The sequence below is a fragment of the Candidatus Nomurabacteria bacterium genome (assembly GCA_020631975.1).
GTDB lineage: Bacteria > Patescibacteriota > Saccharimonadia > Saccharimonadales > CAIOMD01 > JACKGO01.
Genome location: JACKGO010000001.1, coordinates 105,037 through 126,277 on the forward strand (window position 1 = coordinate 105,037; position 21,241 = coordinate 126,277).

Consider the following 21,241-nt stretch of genomic DNA (forward strand, 5'->3'; position numbering starts at 1 on the left):
AATTGGGATATGTTAACTATACCACTTTTATGCCAAAAACCAAGAATTAGCCCCACCCGGCTTTATTTTGCCGGTGATTTCTAACATAGTAAGGGTTTGGTGAAATGTTTGCACAGGTAGCTTAGAAGTATCTAGCAATATTTCGGCTTCGTGGACTCCACGAGCAATCAGATCAAGTAAGGTTTTTTCGGATTCGTTCGCCGCCATAGGCATCGTGCGTTCTGAAGCGGATATCCCAAGCATATTGAGAATATCATCTGCGCCCGTGATAATTGCTGCACCGCTGCGGATGAGGTTATGACAGCCAGCTGCTAAGGGGTTAGTTATATGCCCGGGCATCGCACAGATATCAATTCCGCTATCTATAGCAAACTGGGCTGTATGGAGGCTGCCGCTCTTAATGGCCGCTTCAGGTATAAATACAAGGTTACTAAGCCCTGCGATAATACGATTTCTTTGTATAAAATTCCCTTTATACGAAGCGTTGGTTTTTGGTGTATATTCACTTATCAGCGCCCCACCACTGGCGACAATATCTTTTGCTAAAGTACGATGACTCGCAGGATAAACATTCTCAAGTCCAGACGGTAATACCGCAATTGTACGTCCACCTACCTCGAGAGCAGCTTTGTGGGCAATGCTATCTGTGCCTAATGCTAAGCCACTTACAATGCATATATTTTTTGATGCAACTTCACGCACGATTTGAGTCGTATTGCTCACACCGTAGGGCGAAGGTTTTCTACTCCCTACTACTGCGAGCATCGGCATTGTAAGAATTTCTGGCCAATTGTGACTCTCTATATACAGTTGTTTTGGTGGTGTGTGCAACCGACTAAGTTGCGAAGGATAGGACTGGTTTTTTTCTGATAGTATAAGCATAAGCAAATAATTAATAAAATAGTATTGACATAACAGCAAGGAAGTGCTAATATAAGTTACTGTAAGCGTTATTTTTATGACGCATTACGCACCTTATACCCCCAAATTCTAACACTATTGTTAGTAGATGTTAGAAAGTTTTAGAACGTGCCGAGTAATTGTTGTTACCCTCCACGGTTATTTAGCGCTGTTGGTTTTACCAACTTATCATACGTTCTAAAACTTACTAACGCCTTTAACCTAATGAAGCTCAACCCCTCGGATTTGTGTGAGGTGGGAAAATGTAGCGTGTGGGACACACTCCCCGGGTTGAAGGCTGAAAAGAGCCTACAGCGGTGCCCACCCCCTCTGTAGGCTCTTTTTTGTTATACTTATGTTTATATTATGCACTCTATTAGAAAACTTATCTTGCCAGAGCTTAGTGAAGTAATATTATATATCATGAGTGCGTTCACACTACTGTTAGTAGCCAATATGCAGCTATTATGGCAGCAAAATAGCGATGGGGTGAGCATATCTGCTGTCTGGCAATCACAGCCATATAGCTACCTCATTGCTGATCAAATTACATCTTTTGAGGCAAATATTGATCCACGTATTATTGATTTTATGATATGGGCAACTTTTGGTGCACTCACCATATTGATATTCTTTGCTGCGCAGCATGTCACTAAAGAATATACAGAAAGAATTGCCTTGGCGCAGTCTATACACAATAAAACATTTCGTAAAACAGAGTTTACTGCACTATTCAAAAAAATTGGTATACAGCTCTGTGGGTTAGTACTCTTTGTCATGGTACTTAGGACTTTTTTTGGATATATTTTCCCATCGGTCTCAAATGATTTTGTGACTGCTTTACTCAATGTAACAAACGCGATGAGCTTTATAATAATTAGTAAAGCCGTAGCAATAACGGCAATCGGTTTATACGCCATAGCACTTAGTCTACGAGTGCTACTTTTACGCACCCGAGTGTTTGGTTAAAGCAATATAATAGAACGAGTGTCGTGTGGTAAAGTTCCACCGTAAATGTACTCGTTTGCGACGAGCGACGCTTCGTTTACCAGCGACGCTACGTGTGGTTTTTCTTGTGCAGAAAATGTACCAAGCACAAAGCTACTTGTATCGTCTTTTGGTGTATGTTCGTTTTTAATGCCAATGCGAATACGTCCAAATTCTGGTCCGAGCTGTTGAATGACCGATTGTACTCCATTGTGGCCAGCTGACTGCCCACCTACGCGCATGCGGATTTGACCGAACGTTATAGACAGCTCATCGTGTATGACTACAATATCTTGCAGCGGGATTTTATAAAAGTGAGCAATGCGTTGTACGGCTTGACCTGATTCGTTCATGTACGTGGTAGGTTTTGCGAGAATTACCTTAGTGTCACCAATAGTATGTTCGGAAATGTCAGCCTTAAAATCTTTGTTTGTGGTAAAGCTTGGAAAATCTAATGACGCAGCGAGCGAATCAAGTACCAAAAACCCAATATTGTGCCGCGTACGTTCATATTTTTTACCTGGGTTCCCGAGCCCAACAATGAGAATGCGACGTGTCTGAGCTACGCCTATAGTGTAGGGCACTTTTAATGATTGGTGGAGTGGCTGTCTTTGAAATAAGCCCATTGTTAGTGTTTCTTCCCTTCTGTTTTATGTCGATCGATACTTTTTTCTAGATAGTACATTTTTATCGCAGTTCCTTCAAAGCCAAAGCTTAAACGGAGTTGTTTTTCTAGGTAGCGTTTATAGCTCCAGTGCAGGAGTTTGGTATGGGCACCAAAGACCTTAAATGTAGGTGTTTGGGCATCTGTTTGGACAATATAGTTGAGCTTCGGGTGCCGATTCTTTAGCCCTGCTGGAGGATGCGCATCAGCACAAAAACGAAGCCATCTATTAAGCTCTGGGGTAGCTATCTTTTTCTGGCGAGCAGCGGTGATATCTAGTGCTAAATCAAATAGTTTCGTAACGTTTTTACCTGTTGTCGCGCTGGTAAATATTAGGGGAGCCCACGGTATAAAGTCAAAATCACGTTTTATTTGCGGAGCGAGTGCATCACGTGTGTAAGCATCTTTTTCTTCTACACTATCCCATTTGCTTACCACTAAAATTAGCCCCTTCCCTGCGTCGTTTATCATGCCAGCGATTTTTTGATCGAGCGCAACACTTAGTTCGTTTACGTCTACGAGCAGTAAGCAAATATCAGCTTGTTCAATCGCAGCAAGCGAGCGCAACACACTAAACTGTTCGACTCCTCGTTCAATCCGCCCACTGCGGCGAATACCAGCTGTGTCTAGAAGTTCGATCTCTTTACCTTGGTACCGTATCACCGTACGATTGATGTCTCTTGTGGTACCAGCCCTATCTGCAACGACCGCTTGTTGTTTTTTTGCCAGAGTATTAAAAAGGTAGCTCTTGCCCACATTTGGTCGCCCTAAAATTGCTAATCGAATGCGATCATCAGCTTCTTTAATAGTTGCCCTTGGTAATATTTCGGCCAGGTATTCCATGAGCTCTTCTATGCCAGCTCGTTGGGTTGTGCTCGTACCAAATATGGTTTTAATACCGAGTCGTTGCCAACGTGTTAGGTCGTCGTGTGGTGCTTTGTCAATTTTATTAACAACCAGAATAACTTCTTTTTTGCTTTTAAGAGCCATAGTGGCAACGCGGCGGTCGTCTTGAGTGATTTGTACGTCTGCAGAAACGGTTACAAGTATAACATCTGCACTATCGGCTGCTTGGTTAATTTGTTCTTGTATGGTGAGCTCAAAGTCGTCTTCTGCTGGTTTGATACCTGCAGTGTCTACGAGCCAAAAATCATGTCCATCAAAACTAGCTTTCACTGAAATACTATCACGTGTAGTGCCAGCTTCTTTTGCAACAATAGCCTCGCGGTAGCCAACCATAACATTAAACAGACTGCTTTTGCCCACGTTGGCACGCCCTACAAGGGCAACAATTGGTGTTTTGTTTGTACTCATTGCCATCAGTATAACAGATATAGACTCATTGACAAATAGACGTATTGCATGCATAACTACATATGATGAACAGCGTAGATATTTTGAGTTATACGCTACGCATACATATGTAGCGTTTGTTGCGCGACGTGTTATATAGTAACGAGTTTATATTTACCAATTGCTAAATTTTTGAGTTGGTATTCACCAAACTGAGTCCGGTGCAGACGTATCACAGTGTAGCCTAACGCAGAAAACGTACGACGAATCTGACGATTCCTACCCTCTTGTATACTTACCCACCAGCACGTGGCATCACGAGGAGTGTACTGCTTGAGCTCTAGTCTACTCATGCCATCTTCTAAAAGTACACCTTCCCCACTGATAAGCTGTGCGTGTTCTTGAAGTAGTTGCTTATCTAGGGTAACCATATAGACTTTAGTCTTATTGCTGCTGGGGTGCATCAGGCTTTGTGAGAGCGTACCATTGTTTGTCAAAAGTAATAACCCAGTCGAATCTTTATCAAGCCGACCAATCGGGTTAAGATTCTGGTAAGTTGCAGGCAGTAGGTCATAAATAGTTTTACATCCTTGACCATCTCGACTGCATACGTAGCCAATAGGTTTATGTAGCATTATCGTTGTGAAGGTGTGTGGTACGACGATGTGTTTGCCACGTAGAGCGACAATGTCACCTTTTTCTACTTGCACACCAATATCAGCAATAGTGTCGTTTACTGTAACTTCACCTTGGCTAATCGCAGCATCTGCTTTGCGCCGGCTGAGCCCAGTGGCGAGCGCTACATACTTATTAATACGCATATCTATATACTACCAGTGTATGGCAAGGTATCACTAGCGATAAGGTTCATGTGTAGCCCAGGTGTTTGTCGTTGTTTTACAGTGCAATATTGTTTGGGTCGTTGGGATTTTGAGGTGTGGTCTCTGGAGCTTGAGCTGTAACACTAGGATTAGGTGGTGCTGCTTGCAGCGGGGCAGCTGGTATATTTTGGGCGGCTGCTTCTTCTGCAGCTTCTTCATTAGCGTACATGCCTTCTATTTGTGTAACATCAGCTGTTTCTAATGGGGGTGCGTTTTCCTCGATGGCAGGTGCTGTTGTAATTGGATTATCTTGGGTATCGTTTGCTACCGGCGGACTTTCTATGACACTACCGCTGCCCGGGTTAATAACCGGAGAATCAGCAGCCTCTTTAGCCATTTCTTCTTCGTATAAGGCATGAATATCTGGCATTGACAGCGTTTGGCCATTAACTGGCTGAATAACTTTTTTTCTGGCAGATGCTGGTTCTGGACTACTCGTGTTAATTGGTACAACAGGAGGCACGTTTGTTTGGGTGGTTGCGGGCTGTGCGCTTACAATAGTTGGCTCTTCGGCAGCATTTTGAGCATGGATAATATCTTGCTGAGTGGGTGTATGCACAGGTTCTTGGTGTGATGCTGCTGGTGTCGCATTATCTGACGCGAACTCTTCGATTTGCTGGGCGACTTCGTTAAGTTCTGCTTGCATAGCTTCTGGATCGGCGGCTGCGACAGTTGGTGCTGGCGACGTTGGTTCAGGATTTGCGCCACTTATAGGGTTAACGGGCGCTGAAGCTGTGACCACTGGTGGATTACCCATACCAGTAGCTGGATCAGTTGTAGTGGTAACTACCGGATCTGGCGTATTTGTAGAGCTTGCACTGGCTTGCTGCGGCACTGTCGGCACTTCAGAAGTAGTTTGCTGCGGCAATGGTGCTGTAGTGCTAGGCTCACTCACAACGGGTGCAGGAGCTGGCATGGGCTCGGCTACTGGCGCGGTGACGTTCTGTGCGTCTTGGCTCGTCGCATCTGAATATGGGTCGGAGACATTAATCGTCGGGCTCGGCGCATCTGTTGGAGCAGCAGAGGGTATTGCATCTGCTGCAGGTTCGACTGGCAGTGCTACCGTAGTAGGCTCACTCACAACGGGTGCAGGAGCTGGCATGGGCTCGGCTACTGGCGCTTCATTTGTTGGTAGGCTGGCAGTAGTTTCAGTTGGAGTCGTCTCTTCTGTAGGGGGCGATAATTCGCCAGTTTCGTCACCAAGTAAGTCATGAACAACGCGAGCTACATCTTCTAGCGTGACTTGCGATTTTACAAGATATTTATCGGCACCAAGTTCATCTGCGCGTGATTTATCTTCTGCCTGACTAAGGGCAGTCATCATTATAATTTTAACGTCTTTTGTTTCTGGCGTTTGCCGTAAGATATCTAGCATATCAAAGCCACTTATCTTTGGCATCATAACATCACTAATAATAAGGTCTGGCTTTTCAGTTACGGCAGTTTGTAATGCCTCTTCGCCATCGCTTGCAGACACGATATCATAGCCTTCAGCCATGAGCCGTTCGCCGTATATTTCTCTTAGGTTGTTATCGTCTTCTACCAGTAGGATTTTTGCCATGATATGTAAGTTGCCCTTTATTGATTATGCTTATCTGATTATTGTAGCATGGAGCTGATTTCTTTTACTAGGGTGCGACTACAAGGTAGGTTGCGTCACTTGTGGTTGCCCAGCAGTACCACTTGCGGCAGCGGTTTCTTGGATCTGGAGCGCTTGGGCTTTTTCTGTCGTTAGTCGCGGCAAATTGATATAAAAGATGCTTCCCTGGCCAAGTGTGCTTTCTACCCATACTCGCCCGTTATACATTTCTACAATTTTGCGGCAAATAAACAAACCGAGACCAGTACCACCTATGGTGCGTGTCGCCGTATTGTCTACGCGGTAAAACTTTTCAAACAAGTGTGGTACATCTTCTTTGGGAATACCAGCGCCAGTGTCTTGGATTCTAATTTGAACAACATGGTCATCACCAGTAATGCCCACGCTTACTTTTCCGCTATCTGTATATTTTGTGGCATTATCAAACAAGTTGGTAATCACTTCTCTCATGCGGTCTGGGTCTATGTGAGCATAATAAAGGGGCCTTACAACTTTTTTCCCGCCAGCTTCACCGCGGTTACCGCTAGTGGCTTGGCCGACAGCGCCTATAAGGTATTCCATACCAAGACCCTTTTTTTCTGCACTAAAGCGCAAATCTTGTGTTAATTGCTCTAAATATTCACCCATTTCTGTCACTACAGGGTGATTTTGCAAACGGCCGTCTTCTGCTTTGGCACTTGTTAATAAATCTTGGAATAACTTACCCAAGTGCTGGGTGCTGGTGTGAGCTTTTTCTAAATAATCACGTGCCTTTGAGTCTATTTTAGAGACGCGCTCATTCATAGCAAGCGCTAAGTAACCTTCTATCGCAGCTACTGGTGTGCGCATTTCGTGGCTGGCGGTACTTATAAATTCTGCCCGTTGTGCTTCTGCGCTTCGTTGTTCGGTGACGTCTCTAAATACGCCAACTGCGCCCGTGATCTGGTTTTGTTGATTGATAAGTGGGGTGACTGTAATATCAAGCGCGATGAGCTTGCCACCGCTTGATAATATATTAGCTTGATTGTCTTTGATGGTAGCAATTTCTGTAAAAATACGGTAAAACGGATCCATTTCTTGCGTGTATGGTTCGTTCTTTTTATCTATGAGCTTTAATACAGATGTGTACTGAATATTAAGTGCATCTTTTTGTGCCCACCCTGTAATTTTTTCTGCTGCTGGGTTGAAAAGCTGAATTGTTTTATTAGCATCAATTAAAATAACGCCGTCGTCTATGGCATTTAAAATGATGTCAGATTTGGCCTTTTCGTCAAATAAATTTTTGGCGAGCGTAGGCGCTTGGTTTGACTGTGGCGTTTGCTTTTTATTAAAACCGAGCATTATTGCAGCACAATCCCACCATTGCTAGTAAAACGCATACGTTTATTATTGCAGTTACACCCTGTAAAAACAATAACGGTTTCTATTACATCAGGAGATGTATTTGTGCATGAAATATACTACACTAGTAGGTAGTACTAAATGAAAGGAGTGATATGAGAGGACCGATAGACTATTTAGTGGTTGGTTTTGAAGGTAATAAATTTGACGGGAGTGTACTTGAGGCTTTATCCGACGCTATAGATAAAAACATAATCCGGGTCATCGCGCTTGGGTTTGTCCAAAAAGATACAGACGGAACGCTAACGCAGCTGAATGTTACTGATTCAGGCGACGAAGTAATAGCCTCTTTTTCACAAAAATATGTCACAGACGGTTCTGCCATTACTCAAGATGACATAGACGAAGTTGGTGATATTTTAGAGCCAGATACAGCCGCTGGCTTACTGGTGCTAGAACACGTATGGGCATTACCACTTAAAAAAGCACTTATTGATGCCAATGGGTATCTCATCGCCGAAGGCCGGATCCACCCAGAAGCACAAACTGAACTAGAAGGAGGAAATTAATATGCCAGGATTATTACGAGGAGTAGCTAGGACGGCTGTAGTTGCTGGAACGGCAACGGCAGTTTCTAATAACGTTAGCCGACGCCAAGCGAGGCGATGGTCTCAGAACGACGATCAGGTGCAACAACCACAACAAGCTGCCCCTATGGCAACAAGTAACGAGGACCAAATTCAAGAGCTACAACAACTAGCTGCCTTAAAAGATCAAGGTATTCTTACGCAAGAAGAATTTGACGCCAAAAAGAGGCAGATTTTGGGTATTTAATTACAGCTTACGGGGTTAGACAGAGTATTGGTAATGTGGTAAAGTACTACTGAGTTTTACATATAGACGCAGCAGTATATACGAAATGGCCCCGTCGTCTAGTGGTCCAGGATATCTGGTTCTCATCCAGAAGATCGCGGGTTCGAACCCCGCCGGGGTCACCATGAAAATAGCTCACCTACGCGTGGGCTTTTTTCATGGAATAACTAGAATAGAGTTGTTTTAGGTCTCAATATTTGCATACAATATTGATGCATTGTAAAATTTATAGGCTAGGTTACTAGAGGACATCTACAATTGGAGGTGGAGGCAGTGTCGGAACCTGAACCACAACAAGCTATTCAAGCCCCGCAATCGCTCATGGATTTAGAAAATCTGGGGCGTCGGCTGGGTAAGATTTTACGTAAACTTGCGACCACGCAAGAACGTAAGCAGGCTGCATTAGCCAAGGTGAACGAACGCTACGATGCAGATATTAGCTCGCTTAGTGGCGATGCGGACAGGCTGGTGGACGTAATCATCGAATACGCTCACGCTCACAAACCAGAATTGACTGACACCCAGACAGTTCACTTGGGCTCTATGGACATCGAATGGCGCACGGATGGCAAGGGTTCGCTTTGTCTCTTGGTGCCAGAAGAAGAGGTGGTAAAGAGGCTCAAGCGATTCAAGTCTGGGAGGGATCACATCGTAGTAAAAGAGTCTGTCGCCCGAGCTTCGCTCAAGGCAGATAAGCTCACTAGAGCCAAGCTGGCTGGGCTAGTGGACGTCGTCTACAAGAACGTGGTCCGGGTCTCTGTCTTGCCCACTCCTGCCCAACGAAAGAGTGGTGCCAAATGGCTCTTTGTTGAGCGAAAGCAGTAAACTAGCGAACGGCCCGGGGGAGATCCCCGGGCCGTATTCGCAATTATCAGCCGCATTCTACTTACTAGTCTTACATACTATTTGCATGTCATCGTCTTACACTACTGATAATTATTAGCTTCATATGACGTACGTTAAGCGAATGTAATGCTGCACACGCAACGCTTCTACACCTGGAGTGACACTATCGCTTAAGACTATCGGTAATTGTTTGTACCGTATCGGTATTCTCGGTAAATTGTTGAATAGATTCGTCTATACTGGTACTGCCGAGTGCAATATCCATGAGCTCTTGTGGCTCTGGAATCGCTTGCTGAGATACGTTTTGTACACTCCCAAGTAAGTCTCTTATAAAGTCCATAGCGTTACCTCCAATGCTTAATATTTTTTTAGGTGGTGTACCCTCGCAGAAGACACACCACATGTACATAAAGGGTCAATAGTTCTAGCGGATTACCTTATGTGCATACTGCATATATGCGGCTATGTCGCAGATTAGTATTACGTTACTAGCTGATAATTAGCTGAGAAACAACCAAAATATTTGTTAAAGATGCCGCCTGCTATTTACTGAGGCAATAGTACACCGCCAATGACGTGTACGACGCCATTGTCTGCATTAACATCAGCCTTTTCTACCTTAACTTGGTTGCCTGTTGCGTCAACAAGGTAGACCATACCATCGGCGATTTTAACAGTAAGTGTACCACCTTGTACGGTAGTGATAACTTGGCCATCTGTTAGGTCACCAGCGAGTACGGTGCCTGGTACGACATGATAGGTCAAGATACTTTTAAGCTGATCTTGGTTCTCTGGCTTGAGCAGCGTGTCTAGCGTACCGGCTGGCAATGCAGCGAAAGCATCATTGGTTGGGGCAAATACAGTGAACGGTCCTGCTCCCTGCAATGTTTCTACAAGATTTGCAGCTTTTACAGCAGTCACTAGGGTGCTGAGGCTTTCTGTTTCTGATGCTACCACCACTATGTCACGGTTGGCCTGTTGTTCTGCAGGTTGCATGTTACTTTGGCTCGTCTCATTTGTAGCTGTAGTATCTTCTCTATTCGCGAACCACACAATACAACCAACGGCAACTGCGATGGCTAATACAACGGCTACGATACCTGCTGTTTTGTTACTTTCCATAATACGTTCCTCCTAATTAGTTAATTACACTAACTATTATGACTGGAGGGGTGTATAGAATGTGTATAGTTACAATGTAACTATTACGGTAGTTCCTTTACCGACGGTGCTTGTTATGCTGACATCGCCATGATAGATAGAAACAAATTTATCTATTATTGCCATGCCTAAGCCGGTCCCGTCTGTATTAGTCGCATTTTTTGCTCTATAAAAACGTTGTGTAATATTGGGTAAATCTTGCTTTGGTATACCAACACCATAGTCTCTTACTTTTAGGGTCCACCCTGTTTTTGAATGTGTTAGTTGTACGTCAATTGGCTTGCCTTTTTTGTCACTAAATTTAATGGCATTTTCTAGCACATTTTTTACTATGTACACAAAATGCTGAGGATCTATTTTTGTCTTGAGCGTTGTTGGTTTTTTAAGATTCACTGCAATATGCTAGGCGACTGCTTGATGATGCAACTCTTCTACAATATCACCTAATAGTTCGGCGATATCGATCTCTTGTGTACCTGGGTAATCACGGTGTTCTAGTAGCAGTAAGTCAGTTGTTATGCTTGTCAGATGTGTTGCCTGCCTGCCAAGAGATTGAATGAACGTATTGAGCTCTTTGCCTGCAGGAGGCCGATTTTTTGCCTGCTGAAGCATTGTGCTCATAGCAGCTAACGGATTGCGTAACTCGTGAGCAGCATCTTGCATAAAACGTCGTTGCGAAAGATACGCTTCTTTTACGGGGCTGAGCAAGCGGCGCGATAGCCACCATCCAGCCAGCCCACTCATGACAATCACTGCCACGAGCACAAAAGGTAAACTCGCGGTAATTTGGTTTCTGTCTTCTCTTTGTATGATTCCAGCAATGGTTTCAAAATGGGCATGATTTGGTGCTTGGCTGGCTATGTAGGCGCTTAGTTCTGAATTGTCTTGTGCAAGCTGGCCAATTTTTGCAGCAGAAATATTTTGCTGCAAACGCTGTTCTGCGTAGGCATACATAGCAATAGATGCAACCAAAGCACAAATAATCGCTACGCCAACCGTAGCAAATGTAAGATTTTTTCTGGCTGTTGCAAGTACTTTATCCATAGTTATTAATCATTTAGTAAATAGCCGACGCCAGGTATAGTTTGGATTATCGTTAGCGTAGGATCATTAATTTTATTGCGCAAGTTAGATATATGAATGCGTATTGGGGGGTTGGTTATTGCAGCGTCATCGCCCCAAGCAGACTCAATAATATCTTGCGTACTCACGGTTGTATGACTATTTTGCATTAACTTTCGCATAATACGAAATTCAACAAGCGTGAGCTTTACCTCCTTGTCTTGTATAAAGAATTTATGTCTTTTTGGCTCTATTTTAAAGTGAGCCGTTTTTATAGGAGCAAGATCGTGTTGGATACCTTTGGTACGTAGTTGCGCGTTTATTCGGGCAACTAGCTCCCGTAAGTCAAATGGCTTCACTAAATAATCATCCATACCAGCTTCTAAACCTATAATTTTATCGTCTACTGTGTCGCGGGCTGTTATGGCTATTATCGGGCCATCAAAGCCTTGTTCTTTGAGCATTCTTGTAAATGATAAACCTGTTATGCCTGGTAACGAAATGTCAAGAACCGCTATATCAGAGGCCGCTGGATAGTTCTTTTCTTGGGCTAGTTCGGCACTTGGGGCACTCCGGACAATATATCCGTTATCAGTCAAATAGTCAGACACAGCTGTTCGCATATCTGTATTATCTTCTACGACGAGAATATTCACTTTATTCATCATATTTATAGTTTAGCATCAATGATGTTAAGCAGTCGTTAAGCTGTTACTGCTTTCGTGCTAAACTATTTGCGAATTAAAAATTGGCCGCTTTCAGCGTACGGTATGTGGTCTTTCAATATTTGTGCAAATTTTTTAGGTGCTGATATTTCGTTGAATAGTATATCTTTACCAAGTGTTGGTATAAAGATGGTTACTAAACCAAAGTTAAATAATCTGCCAAAAAAGCCTTGTTGAACAGACACAGATTGCATATTAGCATAGGGGTAAGAAATTTCTGTTTTGTGAATGATACCCCGTCTGACAACTAATTCGTTTTCTTTAATATAATAGCCTTCATTTGCCCACTGAGCGACTAAGGTGACGACAGCAGTTATCGCAAGACTTAAGAACATAACAGATAAAATAGCACGCTAGTGTATAGCTTTCACCAGCTTGGCTACGTACTTCTACAAGCGCCGTAGAAAGTAACAAATAAATGATTTCTAAGGATATTTCTATAGCAATAATTTTTATTACTAAACCAGCTGGGCTTCTCCTCACTATATCCATGGCACCCTTTCTGTTACGTGACTATTACTAACTATAAAGAATTGCTTGTTAAGGACCTGTAAAGCTGCTACTCAACCTAAGCAAAAAGCTATACCGTATATGAATGCTTGCGCTTGTAATCGCTACTTTTTGAGCACATACTATATAATGGTATGTATAAAAATGCTAGTAATATAGAATATAAAAAAACAGGCTCTCCAAGACCGATTATGCGTATAGCGACAGGTTTGAACTTTAGCTATGGTATTGTCGAGGCGACCGTAGGGCTTATGAGCGGTAGTAGCGCAGCATTTGCAAATGGCTGGCATAATTTTCTAGATTCAATTTCACATGGTGCTCATACATCAACACACAAAAAAGAGTTAAGCGACGAATATGTTCACAAAAAAGTAATGCGAAGGCGTCGATTGGCAGCAACGGCTATTGCAGCTGGGGCTATTATGACTGGCGCGAATGCTGCCCACTCTATTGCAAACCCTGAAGAAGCCCCACTAAATGTGAAGGCATTATCAGCTGAACTAGGTGCCGTGGCAATTAACGCTGGGCTTATATATTCTATAAAAAGAAGAAGAGATGATACCCTTGCATATAAAGACGCCGAGCGGCACTTTTTTGTAGATGGCAGTATGGCAACGGTGACATCTTTTGCGATTGCTGTTACGCCGTACTTTCACTATGCCGATGGGATTGGCGGTATGATTGCCACGTCTGCATCTGGTTGGTTAGCCTATAAAACATATCTAGATGATGGCGAACATGCACACGTTAGTGAACCCAGTGATGTATAGTTTAGGTATATGCTAGCAAAAAACCGTCAAAATACATTATTTTGCTTTTCACCACCTGTCATGATAGCCACGTTTATAATAGAAATTTCACTGGCTCTGTATGTAATGCTTCGGTTCCATCGCAATGAAATTACACGGCTTATTGTAGCAACATTACTCATGCTCGGGCTTTTTCAATTAGCAGAATATTTTGTATGTGGAGGTGCCAGTTTGAGCGCGGGCCAATGGTCACGGGTTGGCTATGTAGCGATTACCGCGTTACCAGCACTAGGGTTACATATGATGTTTGCACTTAATAAATCATCTGCCAACAAAATGGTGATGACTGCCTATGCGAGTATGGCCGGTTTTATGGCATATTTTCTATTATCGCCCACGGCTTTTGCTGGGCATCAATGTACTGGTAACTATGTAATATTTCAGTTGGGTGCACTGCCATCCTTATTCTATGGGTTGTATTACTATGGTTGGCTATTAGCTGCGCTGCTGGTAGGTGCACGCTTTCTTTATACCATGCCACCAAGCGCTAAAACTGAACGCAAGACAACCAAGGCTCTTATGGTGGGGTATGCAGTTTTCTTAGTTCCTACAGCAATGGTGTACGCAATTAACCCGCAAGCGCGGGCTGGTATCCCATCTATAATGTGCGGATTCGCTGTTTTATTTGCACTTATATTGGCGCTCTATATATTGCCAGAAATAGGCAATAAAAAACCATTATCTCTAGCTGCGCACGATACACCTAAAGAGAACTAGGCAATCACCCGTTACAACTGCTTAAGTAAGGCTACTTTTTTGCCATATACTTGGACGATTGGATGTTGCGGTATTTTAGCTACAAGAACTTGGTGAACGCTGTCGTACCACCATTTTTGGTCTTCTTTACCAGCGTGAAAGCGCGCCCAAAAGGTATCACCTTCCCTCGCGTGATCATGTAAAGAAGTGCTTAAGTTGTCTAGCTTGTCGCTTGCACTGACAAGCAGCGCACGCTCATCGTTTGTCGCCCATAATGTGTCTAGGTAACTTTGGTTACTTTGCCGCCAATTGGTAATTGTCTTATCCTTTGTAACGAGCTTTACAATAGAGACAATGTCATTTCCAAAGTCTTCACGCATGTGCTGTTCGCTGTAGCGAGTTGGGTCTACATCTTCTAGAACATCGTGTAGCAGCGCTGCGGCAAGCGTGGACTCGTCATTTGTATATGGCAGCAAATTACCATACACACTGTAAGGGTGAATAATATACGGTTGGTTTGTACCTTTTCTTGTTTGCCCTGCATGCGCAGCTTTAGAAATAACAAGTGCCTTGTTGGAAGGTGACATTCCTTGGGTTTTATTTCTAATATCTTGCATGGTGTCCTCCTTGGCCAAAAAATAAGAAATCGGCCCGAATTATTACTAATATAATCCGTAGCCGCAATAGACGCAGGTTGTAACTGCCGCTGTCCTACATGTATATTTTACCACTATTATTAAGATTGTAAAAACTATAAAAACGGTATATTATTCTAAAAATGCGTGATATGTATCACCCACCAGTTGGCCACCATGAGTTTGAAGAAAGTATAGAAAAACTATTGGCAGAAGAGGCCTATGACACAGCTAATAACTACGGCTATTTCACAAGCTGTTACTCTAGCGAAGCAGATCAGATTGTGACAGACATAGTTACTAATAGACTGGATATCGTAACACCAAATGAATTTGTGTCGGTTCGCTTGCGAGTTTTGCAAGAAGTGACGGTGTAACAGCATGGCCAAACAGAGCAAGCGAATATTTCGCTACAAGCAAACACTAGCTCGCCGACTGTGGGTCTGCTACTTGAATATGCACGGCATACGGCGGAGGACCCAGAACCATATGGCACATTGCCAGAGAGTCAAATACCTTGGGAACCATACCTGTTTATTGGCATAGCCCAAGAAAACGAAGACATGTCTACTAGTGTGCTTAATGCCAAAAATGGCCAAGCATTATCACTAGATGAACAGCTGGCATGTTTACGTACATTACGGGCGCTACGTTCTAACCTATCAGCGGAAGCAATGTTGAATGACATTTACAGAGATACAGGAGATGAGTCATATATTGCGGAGCCGCAATACGAATCTAACATAGACGGATTAATACCTTTTGAACCAAGTGATTATATTGACGGTTATGGTTGCTCGGTTTGCGGCAAAGATTTTACCTATTGTGAGCATCATACAGGTTGGCAAAATTGAAATACCCAAGAGGGCGCCTGCTGGCATGGTAGCTGCAGGGCCCTCTTGGGGGTGTGTCTATACCTACCTTCTCAGGCGTATTGCACGCGGACATCATGTGCACCGCAGACATGCTTTGCAACACTGACCAACACAGTTTCGTAGGCTCTTATGCTTCTGAAGTGTGGGCGCTTGTGAAGAAAAACCTCTCTATCGCTGGCATAGACGCGCGCGTCTATTTCATGAGATCTTTCTGTCAAGGCATTGCCGTATGATCGGGTGTGATGCTGCGGTTCAAGAGTTAGGACATAGGAGCCCTCTTCTCCTTTACTCACCGTGATTTGCACTGCTGTTCCCCTTTGTATTGGTGTATAAGACGGTAGTACTATACAGTAAAATAACTTAGATTACCAGACTATAAAGAATATTAGGGTTGAAACACACCAGCGTACACCTGCCATGCGAGTGCCGATTTAACCAGTAGGCTTAAAACAATGTATACTTTTTCGCCGTACAAATAATCGCTCCATTTGCCAATTTTTTTATACTGTAAGTACATGTTAATGGCAAAGCAGTTAAAGAATATAAATATACTCACGTAGATACCATATACAAACCCAGGTACGCCATTAACGCTATAGTTGTTGGCAGCAAAGACGTAGATACCAAAGGCAATCCACGGCACAATCCCTAAAATACATCCAATTACAAAACTGAGCCAAGCTGGTTTCTTTTTGCCGGCATTTACGACTTCCATCACCAAGCCCATGAGGTTCATGCCGGCTACAAGCGCAAATATCATTACTAAACTCGCTAGATCTTGCATACCACTGAGGAGTGCAATTGCAATCATCATAGTACTTGCGCTAATGCTATATTCTATCCAGCGTGCTTTGTTTATACCCTTTTCAAGGTCTGCTATGTATGTTTTTTTATACCACGTTACGATACTAAGGTGTGCCAGTGCGCTCATAAACATAAAGCTGGCTACTAACCAAGCGAAATTTATTGCAAATAGTGTTGTTGTTGCTGGCTCGAGTACCTCTGTTATAGGGTTAAAGCTTAGATAGTTTACGGTCACATCATAGCTTGCGTCTATGCCAACTGCTTTTACAAGCCATACCATTAAAATGCCCTGCAATAGGTGTAATACAAATGCAACTTTATTGAGTTTTATAAGATTCTTAATAGAAATAGAACTTTTTTTGATCGGTTAAATAGTTTCATACTATATATAGTACAGCATAGGAGTGAACAAACGGTATACGTTTGGTGCTATAAAATATATGATCTACGAATATACGTTTGTAAACCTTGCAAACCAAAAATGCTATATATTTCTGGTTCGATTTCTTCTAATAGCTTCCAAAATGACTCTATACGGTGCGTGGTCCATTCTCTAGGTGATTGTAAAATCTTATCACCATGTACAATTATGCCACTGCCATCAGCTTCTACTATTGTTACTAAAAAACTTTGAGTATTTTCGTAGCATGTGTCTGCCCCGATACGTTTAGCTGTAACGATAAAATCACGTGGCTGCAGCCCACTTGCTACTGTTATACATCGCTTTGCATCGTCTATATGCACAGGCATGTCATCGGGGTCTACGGCAATGGCTCCCTTTCTGATGGTAATGTTATCTTCCGTGTCTAAGTGCCAAATATGGCTTGTTTCAAACATTACTATATTATACAATAAAATAGACCAAAATTATTACAATATTGTAATATATATTAATTATCTTGGAACTGTTTATTCAGCCATTACTTTAAACCATGAATGCACCGTACGCTCACTATAACTATCCACCGCAGTTCCCTGTTGTCATGGGTACAGAAGAAGAAACTGCTTTAATGGTTAACGTTACTGGTGAATGGGAGCAGCCGTACTATTTTGCCGCTCACTTAGATATGTTTATTCCTACATCTTTATGTTTTGTAGCAAACCACTATAGCGGTGTGTATTTGCAAAATGGGGGCCTCGTCTATGCAGGAGGCTCTTGTGATGAAGAGTCTTCAGGAGAGCGCCATATAGATAACATAGAAAGAGCGACACCTGAATGCGTAAACCCACAACAGACGGCTATGTATATTCAGGCGAATGAACATTTAATGGAAGATATGGCAGAGCTCTACGGCCAGCACACCGCCGAGAAATTCGGGAAAGAAGCTATTATTAGAATACAACGTAGAGTAGTAGATTCACAGGGTAATAGAAAGGGTTGCCACGATAATTTTGCCTACCCATACGGGGACAATTACGATCGTGGTTACGATTACAGACTACCTTTAGCTGGGTATTTAGCTACCCGCTCATTTTTAACGGGTGCCGGCTACGTAAACCAAGATCATGAATTTAGATTTAGCCAAAAAATTGATGGCTTGAAAGCGGTCACAGGCTATTCCTATGCAGGATATATGTACAGAACAGTTGGCGCCCAAGGCATTTCTGAAACAGCCCAAAACAGATTAGAAATACGTTGTAGCGACATTAACATATCAACATGGGCAACCATGATGCGCTTAGGTGGTGTTGCATTGCTTATGGCCGCTTTAGAAACTCCGCTTAAACAAGATATTTTAGGTCATTTATCATATCAGAGTGATGATGTAGCCTATGCTGAGCAAAATAACGCAATCCCAATGGGTAAAGATGGAATGATGTGCCCAGACGAGCAAACCTACGAAGTCTTAGACTTTCAAGAGCGACTGGCAGATATGTTTTTAGACGACTTGCAACTGTATACCGATTTGCCCCTTGACTACTACTATATTGCCCAAGAATTAAAAGTATTTTGCCAAGATTTTCGTCAGGTCCTCGCCAATAGGCAACCACTAAGTATTTTAGCTGATCGTGCTGATTGGGCAGCAAAGTTTACAAAAATATTAGCGAAAGATGCAGAAGCTGGCAGTGCAAGAGGATATTATGAGCACGCTCGTGACGATATGTTATTTGACTACATAGGTATCACAGCACAGCCCGATGGCAGCGTGGTCCGCAAAAAAGGCTACGGATTCAAGATGCGTGATAATGGTGCATTTAAAAAAAGTTTGCACCCTAAGGATATAGCGAATGCCTACTATAATGCTCCATTACAAACGCGAGCTAATATAAGAAGTACATTTATCAAAGATTACGCAGTAGAAGAATGTACGTGGGATTCTGTATCTGTACTTCTAAAAAGCGGTGTCGGTAGGCGTATAGATTTATCAGACCCTACCAGAGCAACTGTACATAAACAAGCATCAAAAGAACTCGCCGAAAAAGCTCAACCACGCGACGAGTAAGCAGCACATAGAATTGTATCTAGTAAACACACGATAAACCTAGTATTTTTTAATAAAATATTGTATTATAGTCTAGTTTGCGTCAAAGCGATGCACGCTCCTCTCGTGAAAGGAACCTAAGTGAAGGTTAACGTACAAAACGTAGCTTTAGGGCTGTATGAACAAGGGCTCATCCCACAGCCAGCTGTGGGGGATTTACGCCGTGAATTCTGGACGAAGATTGGCATAGGTAAACCGTTGCAGCTAGTAGTAACCGACGGTGTAGTACTGCTAGAACCTGACTCAGAGCACGATGGCATCATGATTCACCACGTAAGTGGAGACCCGACCTACGTGCTTATCGTTGAGCGCAATGATGAGACTTACGCATGGCGGGTAGTATACGCGGGGTTCTTCTATGAAGACAGGCTGCGTAAGAAGAGCCTTGTTTCTGAGCTGCGGCTCTTCAATGCCGTAGTTGTTTCACACAAGAAGCTCGAAGCAGCACTAGAAGAGCTGCAGTAGTACTTTAGCGAGAGGATGCCCTGGGCGCGTTACAGCGCCCGGGGCTTTCTCATATTTATACTTCTGCGAGCCCTATCACATAATTATTTCCATAGTGTTTGGCACACTTTGGGCAGGTGGTATAAAACATATACAGTGTTTTTATTGTTTTATTTTTTTGGTTTGCAAAGCTATGCATTTGTTTGTACCATTTTTTAGCATTGTTGTACGGCCCCGTGAAGACTTTAGAAATATACGTACCATTCAATACCACAGTAGCTTGACCTTCGACTTGCTTGGTGACTCTATAAAGGTGTTCTGCCCGCCAAGGTGAAATATCATGGCTAAGCACCATAGCTTGCTCTGGTTTTGGTTTGGCATCAGCAGCAGTAGCTATGTTGTCTAACAACTTCATTATTTTTGACATATTTAGAGGCATATATAAAAAACTTTTGGTTTGCATTTTAATAAATTTCTCATTATCAAAGATATGTTCTTTATCTTGCCACGATGGTATATCAGGTATAGCGCAACAACCTGTTTCGTTTTGTGATGTGTAGGTGTTTGGTAAACTCATACTCCAGTACCCCCTTATAAGGTATAGTATACTCTCGTGGCGCAACTACACTTGGTGTAGGCAATATAGCTGTACTACTCGCAGTAGAGTATGTTTTATATAGAAAATAGGCTATTATTTATCGTATGGAAGAAGAATACCCAATTCTCACACGTAAACTCGTTATTGTAGAAGATAACCCTGCCCTTGCAGAAATATATAAAACAAGGCTAGAGCTTATAGGCTACCAGTGTTATACAGCGGCAGATGGTGAGGCTGCATTAGTGCTCATTGAACGTGAATTACCAGATTTAGTACTGTTAGATATGATGATTCCTAAACTTTCTGGTGGTGAGGTACTTGAGCGTATGCGGGCATCTGAGTGGGGTAAAAATATTCGTGTATATGTGATATCTAACCTGAACGAGCGTGAAGCTCCTGCTAATTTACGTAGTTTGGGTATAGAAGGTTACGCCGTCAAAGCCAATCTTACAGATGACGATATAGATAAACTGGTAGATAGCATATTAATGCCACCAGAACAAAAAGCAGAAGAATCTAGCAACGTTTTAGAATAATTACTTGTTGATATAATACCTTTTTTTGCAATATTGTTAATATTACAAAAGTACGTATACTGGTGATATAACTTAAGGAGGATTATAGTTATGTGGTTTGCTCAAGAAACAATAACACCAGTAATGCTGTCGCCTGAAACTACGGTGACTACAACTGATAGCACGAGCTTTTGGGGTGCAATAGCTGCACTTTGGATACTATACGTCGTTGTCATTGTGGTAGCTATCGTTGCACAATGGAAGATTTTTACTAAAGCCGGCGAAGCTGGGTGGAAGTCAATCATCCCTTTTTATAATATGTATACATTATTTACCATTGCTGGCCGCAACGGATGGTGGTTTTTGGCGTTCTTGGTGCCGATTGTGAATATTTTTGTAGCTTTAATGCTGGCTATCGATTTAGCAAAACACTTTGGAAAAAGTACTGCTTTTGGTGTCATCGCGTTATGGCTATTTTCACTAGTTGGCTATTTGATGCTAGGATTTGGCGACGCCAAATACGTTGGTCCAAAGCACGACTAAAATCTGGTTTGTTCTAT

Annotated in this window: 28 protein-coding genes and 1 tRNA gene; 13 read left to right on the forward strand and 16 right to left on the reverse strand. The window is 42.8% G+C overall.

The features are described 5' to 3' along the window. Nucleotides 1–27: 27 nt before the first annotated feature. A complete protein-coding gene (gene dprA / locus H6795_00480; GenBank protein MCB9816999.1) occupies nt 28–882 on the reverse strand; it encodes a DNA-protecting protein DprA in 855 nt (284 codons plus the stop codon). Nucleotides 883–1,266: 384 nt separating this feature from the next. On the opposite strand from dprA, the gene H6795_00485 reads away from it, so the two are divergent. Continuing rightward, nucleotides 1,267–1,869: a hypothetical protein gene (locus H6795_00485; protein MCB9817000.1), complete on the forward strand. Its 603-nt coding sequence runs from the start codon at nt 1,267–1,269 to the stop codon at nt 1,867–1,869. Here the strand turns inward: H6795_00485 and H6795_00490 are convergent. From H6795_00490 to H6795_00510, 5 genes are all read right to left on the reverse strand, one after another. Beyond that, entirely contained in the window at nt 1,866–2,513 is a 648-nt protein-coding gene (locus H6795_00490) for an aminoacyl-tRNA hydrolase (protein MCB9817001.1), read from the reverse strand. The two genes, H6795_00485 and H6795_00490, sit on opposite strands and share 4 nt — an antisense overlap. Nucleotides 2,514–2,515: 2 nt before the next feature. Further along, complete coding sequence (gene der, locus H6795_00495; protein ID MCB9817002.1) at nt 2,516–3,865, reverse strand: ribosome biogenesis GTPase Der; 1,350 nt, start codon at nt 3,863–3,865, stop codon at nt 2,516–2,518. Between the two features lie 131 nt (nt 3,866–3,996). Next, nucleotides 3,997–4,665, reverse strand: a complete 669-nt coding sequence (locus H6795_00500) for an rRNA pseudouridine synthase (GenBank protein MCB9817003.1) — start codon at nt 4,663–4,665, stop codon at nt 3,997–3,999. Nucleotides 4,666–4,741: 76 nt separating this feature from the next. After that, nucleotides 4,742–6,286: a response regulator gene (locus H6795_00505; protein MCB9817004.1), complete on the reverse strand. Its 1,545-nt coding sequence runs from the start codon at nt 6,284–6,286 to the stop codon at nt 4,742–4,744. 78 nt (nt 6,287–6,364) lie between these two features. Further along, nucleotides 6,365–7,645 (reverse strand): PAS domain-containing protein, encoded by a 1,281-nt coding sequence (locus H6795_00510; protein MCB9817005.1) that lies wholly within the window; start codon nt 7,643–7,645, stop codon nt 6,365–6,367. Nucleotides 7,646–7,800: 155 nt separating this feature from the next. On the opposite strand from H6795_00510, the gene H6795_00515 reads away from it, so the two are divergent. From H6795_00515 to H6795_00530, 4 genes are all read left to right on the forward strand, one after another. Continuing rightward, complete coding sequence (locus H6795_00515; GenBank protein MCB9817006.1) at nt 7,801–8,214, forward strand: hypothetical protein; 414 nt, start codon at nt 7,801–7,803, stop codon at nt 8,212–8,214. Nucleotide 8,215: 1 nt separating this feature from the next. Continuing rightward, the gene (locus H6795_00520) at nt 8,216–8,479 is read left to right on the forward strand and encodes an SHOCT domain-containing protein (GenBank protein ID MCB9817007.1); all 264 of its coding nucleotides are present in this window, start codon (nt 8,216–8,218) and stop codon (nt 8,477–8,479) included. A gap of 87 nt (nt 8,480–8,566) precedes the next feature. After that, a tRNA-Glu gene (locus tag H6795_00525) sits at nt 8,567–8,643 on the forward strand. Nucleotides 8,644–8,791: 148 nt separating this feature from the next. Beyond that, nucleotides 8,792–9,343, forward strand: coding sequence for a host-nuclease inhibitor Gam family protein (locus H6795_00530; protein ID MCB9817008.1), 552 nt, complete (start codon nt 8,792–8,794; stop codon nt 9,341–9,343). 184 nt (nt 9,344–9,527) lie between these two features. Here the strand turns inward: H6795_00530 and H6795_00535 are convergent, their stop codons facing one another. The 6 genes from H6795_00535 to H6795_00560 form a co-directional block, all read right to left on the reverse strand. Then, a complete protein-coding gene (locus H6795_00535; GenBank protein MCB9817009.1) occupies nt 9,528–9,704 on the reverse strand; it encodes a hypothetical protein in 177 nt (58 codons plus the stop codon). A gap of 206 nt (nt 9,705–9,910) precedes the next feature. Then, nucleotides 9,911–10,486 carry a fasciclin domain-containing protein gene (locus H6795_00540; protein ID MCB9817010.1) on the reverse strand — a complete coding sequence of 192 codons (576 nt, stop codon included), beginning with the start codon at nt 10,484–10,486 and terminating at the stop codon, nt 9,911–9,913. 69 nt (nt 10,487–10,555) lie between these two features. Next, on the reverse strand, nt 10,556–10,918 hold the full coding sequence (locus tag H6795_00545; GenBank protein MCB9817011.1) for a sensor histidine kinase: 363 nt from the start codon (nt 10,916–10,918) through the stop codon (nt 10,556–10,558). Nucleotides 10,919–10,927: 9 nt separating this feature from the next. Beyond that, complete coding sequence (locus H6795_00550; GenBank protein ID MCB9817012.1) at nt 10,928–11,569, reverse strand: hypothetical protein; 642 nt, start codon at nt 11,567–11,569, stop codon at nt 10,928–10,930. Between the two features lie 5 nt (nt 11,570–11,574). Beyond that, complete coding sequence (locus tag H6795_00555) at nt 11,575–12,255, reverse strand: response regulator transcription factor (GenBank protein ID MCB9817013.1); 681 nt, start codon at nt 12,253–12,255, stop codon at nt 11,575–11,577. 62 nt (nt 12,256–12,317) lie between these two features. After that, a complete protein-coding gene (locus tag H6795_00560; protein MCB9817014.1) occupies nt 12,318–12,647 on the reverse strand; it encodes a PH domain-containing protein in 330 nt (109 codons plus the stop codon). A 309-nt stretch (nt 12,648–12,956) separates the two neighbouring features. Here H6795_00560 and H6795_00565 point away from each other — a divergent pair, with 309 nt between their 5' ends. Further along, a complete protein-coding gene (locus H6795_00565) occupies nt 12,957–13,592 on the forward strand; it encodes a hypothetical protein (protein MCB9817015.1) in 636 nt (211 codons plus the stop codon). A 9-nt stretch (nt 13,593–13,601) separates the two neighbouring features. Further along, nucleotides 13,602–14,348: a hypothetical protein gene (locus H6795_00570; GenBank protein ID MCB9817016.1), complete on the forward strand. Its 747-nt coding sequence runs from the start codon at nt 13,602–13,604 to the stop codon at nt 14,346–14,348. An 11-nt stretch (nt 14,349–14,359) separates the two neighbouring features. On the opposite strand, the gene H6795_00575 is transcribed toward H6795_00570, so the two are convergent. Continuing rightward, a complete protein-coding gene (locus H6795_00575; protein ID MCB9817017.1) occupies nt 14,360–14,944 on the reverse strand; it encodes a bifunctional (p)ppGpp synthetase/guanosine-3',5'-bis(diphosphate) 3'-pyrophosphohydrolase in 585 nt (194 codons plus the stop codon). Between the two features lie 161 nt (nt 14,945–15,105). Here H6795_00575 and H6795_00580 point away from each other — a divergent pair, with 161 nt between their 5' ends. Together H6795_00580 and H6795_00585 are read left to right on the forward strand one after the other, a co-directional pair. After that, on the forward strand, nt 15,106–15,339 hold the full coding sequence (locus H6795_00580) for a hypothetical protein (GenBank protein ID MCB9817018.1): 234 nt from the start codon (nt 15,106–15,108) through the stop codon (nt 15,337–15,339). Nucleotides 15,340–15,399: 60 nt separating this feature from the next. Then, complete coding sequence (locus tag H6795_00585; protein MCB9817019.1) at nt 15,400–15,816, forward strand: hypothetical protein; 417 nt, start codon at nt 15,400–15,402, stop codon at nt 15,814–15,816. A 406-nt stretch (nt 15,817–16,222) separates the two neighbouring features. Here H6795_00585 and heR read toward each other — a convergent pair whose 3' ends face one another. Both heR and H6795_00595 read right to left on the reverse strand, forming a co-directional pair. Beyond that, complete coding sequence (heR, locus tag H6795_00590; protein ID MCB9817020.1) at nt 16,223–16,990, reverse strand: heliorhodopsin HeR; 768 nt, start codon at nt 16,988–16,990, stop codon at nt 16,223–16,225. Between the two features lie 80 nt (nt 16,991–17,070). After that, entirely contained in the window at nt 17,071–17,478 is a 408-nt protein-coding gene (locus tag H6795_00595; protein MCB9817021.1) for a hypothetical protein, read from the reverse strand. A gap of 95 nt (nt 17,479–17,573) precedes the next feature. On the opposite strand from H6795_00595, the gene H6795_00600 reads away from it, so the two are divergent. Beyond that, nucleotides 17,574–19,085: a proteasome accessory factor PafA2 family protein gene (locus H6795_00600; GenBank protein MCB9817022.1), complete on the forward strand. Its 1,512-nt coding sequence runs from the start codon at nt 17,574–17,576 to the stop codon at nt 19,083–19,085. A gap of 120 nt (nt 19,086–19,205) precedes the next feature. After that, entirely contained in the window at nt 19,206–19,589 is a 384-nt protein-coding gene (locus tag H6795_00605) for a hypothetical protein (GenBank protein ID MCB9817023.1), read from the forward strand. Between the two features lie 55 nt (nt 19,590–19,644). Here the strand turns inward: H6795_00605 and H6795_00610 are convergent, their stop codons facing one another. Further along, nucleotides 19,645–20,145 carry a hypothetical protein gene (locus H6795_00610; GenBank protein ID MCB9817024.1) on the reverse strand — a complete coding sequence of 167 codons (501 nt, stop codon included), beginning with the start codon at nt 20,143–20,145 and terminating at the stop codon, nt 19,645–19,647. A 125-nt stretch (nt 20,146–20,270) separates the two neighbouring features. On the opposite strand from H6795_00610, the gene H6795_00615 reads away from it, so the two are divergent. Continuing rightward, nucleotides 20,271–20,702, forward strand: coding sequence for a response regulator (locus H6795_00615; protein MCB9817025.1), 432 nt, complete (start codon nt 20,271–20,273; stop codon nt 20,700–20,702). A 180-nt stretch (nt 20,703–20,882) separates the two neighbouring features. Next, nucleotides 20,883–21,224, forward strand: a complete 342-nt coding sequence (locus tag H6795_00620; GenBank protein ID MCB9817026.1) for a hypothetical protein — start codon at nt 20,883–20,885, stop codon at nt 21,222–21,224. Nucleotides 21,225–21,241 lie beyond the last annotated feature (17 nt).

Bases quoted from the DNA above. Each gene is read 5' to 3' on its own strand.
- H6795_00535 (MCB9817009.1), bottom strand. From the start codon at position 9,704: ATGGACTTTATAAGAGACTTACTTGGGAGTGTACAAAACGTATCTCAG.
- H6795_00600 (MCB9817022.1), top strand. From the start codon at position 17,574: ATGAATGCACCGTACGCTCACTATAACTATCCACCGCAGTTCCCTGTT.
- H6795_00610 (MCB9817024.1), bottom strand. From the start codon at position 20,145: ATGAGTTTACCAAACACCTACACATCACAAAACGAAACAGGTTGTTGC.
- H6795_00550 (MCB9817012.1), bottom strand. From the start codon at position 11,569: ATGGATAAAGTACTTGCAACAGCCAGAAAAAATCTTACATTTGCTACG.
- H6795_00515 (MCB9817006.1), top strand. From the start codon at position 7,801: ATGAGAGGACCGATAGACTATTTAGTGGTTGGTTTTGAAGGTAATAAA.
- H6795_00540 (MCB9817010.1), bottom strand. From the start codon at position 10,486: ATGGAAAGTAACAAAACAGCAGGTATCGTAGCCGTTGTATTAGCCATC.
- H6795_00490 (MCB9817001.1), bottom strand. From the start codon at position 2,513: ATGGGCTTATTTCAAAGACAGCCACTCCACCAATCATTAAAAGTGCCC.
- H6795_00485 (MCB9817000.1), top strand. From the start codon at position 1,267: ATGCACTCTATTAGAAAACTTATCTTGCCAGAGCTTAGTGAAGTAATA.
- H6795_00520 (MCB9817007.1), top strand. From the start codon at position 8,216: ATGCCAGGATTATTACGAGGAGTAGCTAGGACGGCTGTAGTTGCTGGA.
- H6795_00500 (MCB9817003.1), bottom strand. From the start codon at position 4,665: ATGCGTATTAATAAGTATGTAGCGCTCGCCACTGGGCTCAGCCGGCGC.
- der (MCB9817002.1), bottom strand. From the start codon at position 3,865: ATGAGTACAAACAAAACACCAATTGTTGCCCTTGTAGGGCGTGCCAAC.
- H6795_00570 (MCB9817016.1), top strand. From the start codon at position 13,602: ATGCTAGCAAAAAACCGTCAAAATACATTATTTTGCTTTTCACCACCT.
- H6795_00560 (MCB9817014.1), bottom strand. From the start codon at position 12,647: ATGTTCTTAAGTCTTGCGATAACTGCTGTCGTCACCTTAGTCGCTCAG.
- H6795_00595 (MCB9817021.1), bottom strand. From the start codon at position 17,478: ATGTTTGAAACAAGCCATATTTGGCACTTAGACACGGAAGATAACATT.
- H6795_00555 (MCB9817013.1), bottom strand. From the start codon at position 12,255: ATGATGAATAAAGTGAATATTCTCGTCGTAGAAGATAATACAGATATG.
- H6795_00615 (MCB9817025.1), top strand. From the start codon at position 20,271: ATGGAAGAAGAATACCCAATTCTCACACGTAAACTCGTTATTGTAGAA.
- H6795_00565 (MCB9817015.1), top strand. From the start codon at position 12,957: ATGTATAAAAATGCTAGTAATATAGAATATAAAAAAACAGGCTCTCCA.
- H6795_00505 (MCB9817004.1), bottom strand. From the start codon at position 6,286: ATGGCAAAAATCCTACTGGTAGAAGACGATAACAACCTAAGAGAAATA.
- dprA (MCB9816999.1), bottom strand. From the start codon at position 882: ATGCTTATACTATCAGAAAAAAACCAGTCCTATCCTTCGCAACTTAGT.
- H6795_00580 (MCB9817018.1), top strand. From the start codon at position 15,106: ATGCGTGATATGTATCACCCACCAGTTGGCCACCATGAGTTTGAAGAA.
- H6795_00575 (MCB9817017.1), bottom strand. From the start codon at position 14,944: ATGCAAGATATTAGAAATAAAACCCAAGGAATGTCACCTTCCAACAAG.
- H6795_00510 (MCB9817005.1), bottom strand. From the start codon at position 7,645: ATGCTCGGTTTTAATAAAAAGCAAACGCCACAGTCAAACCAAGCGCCT.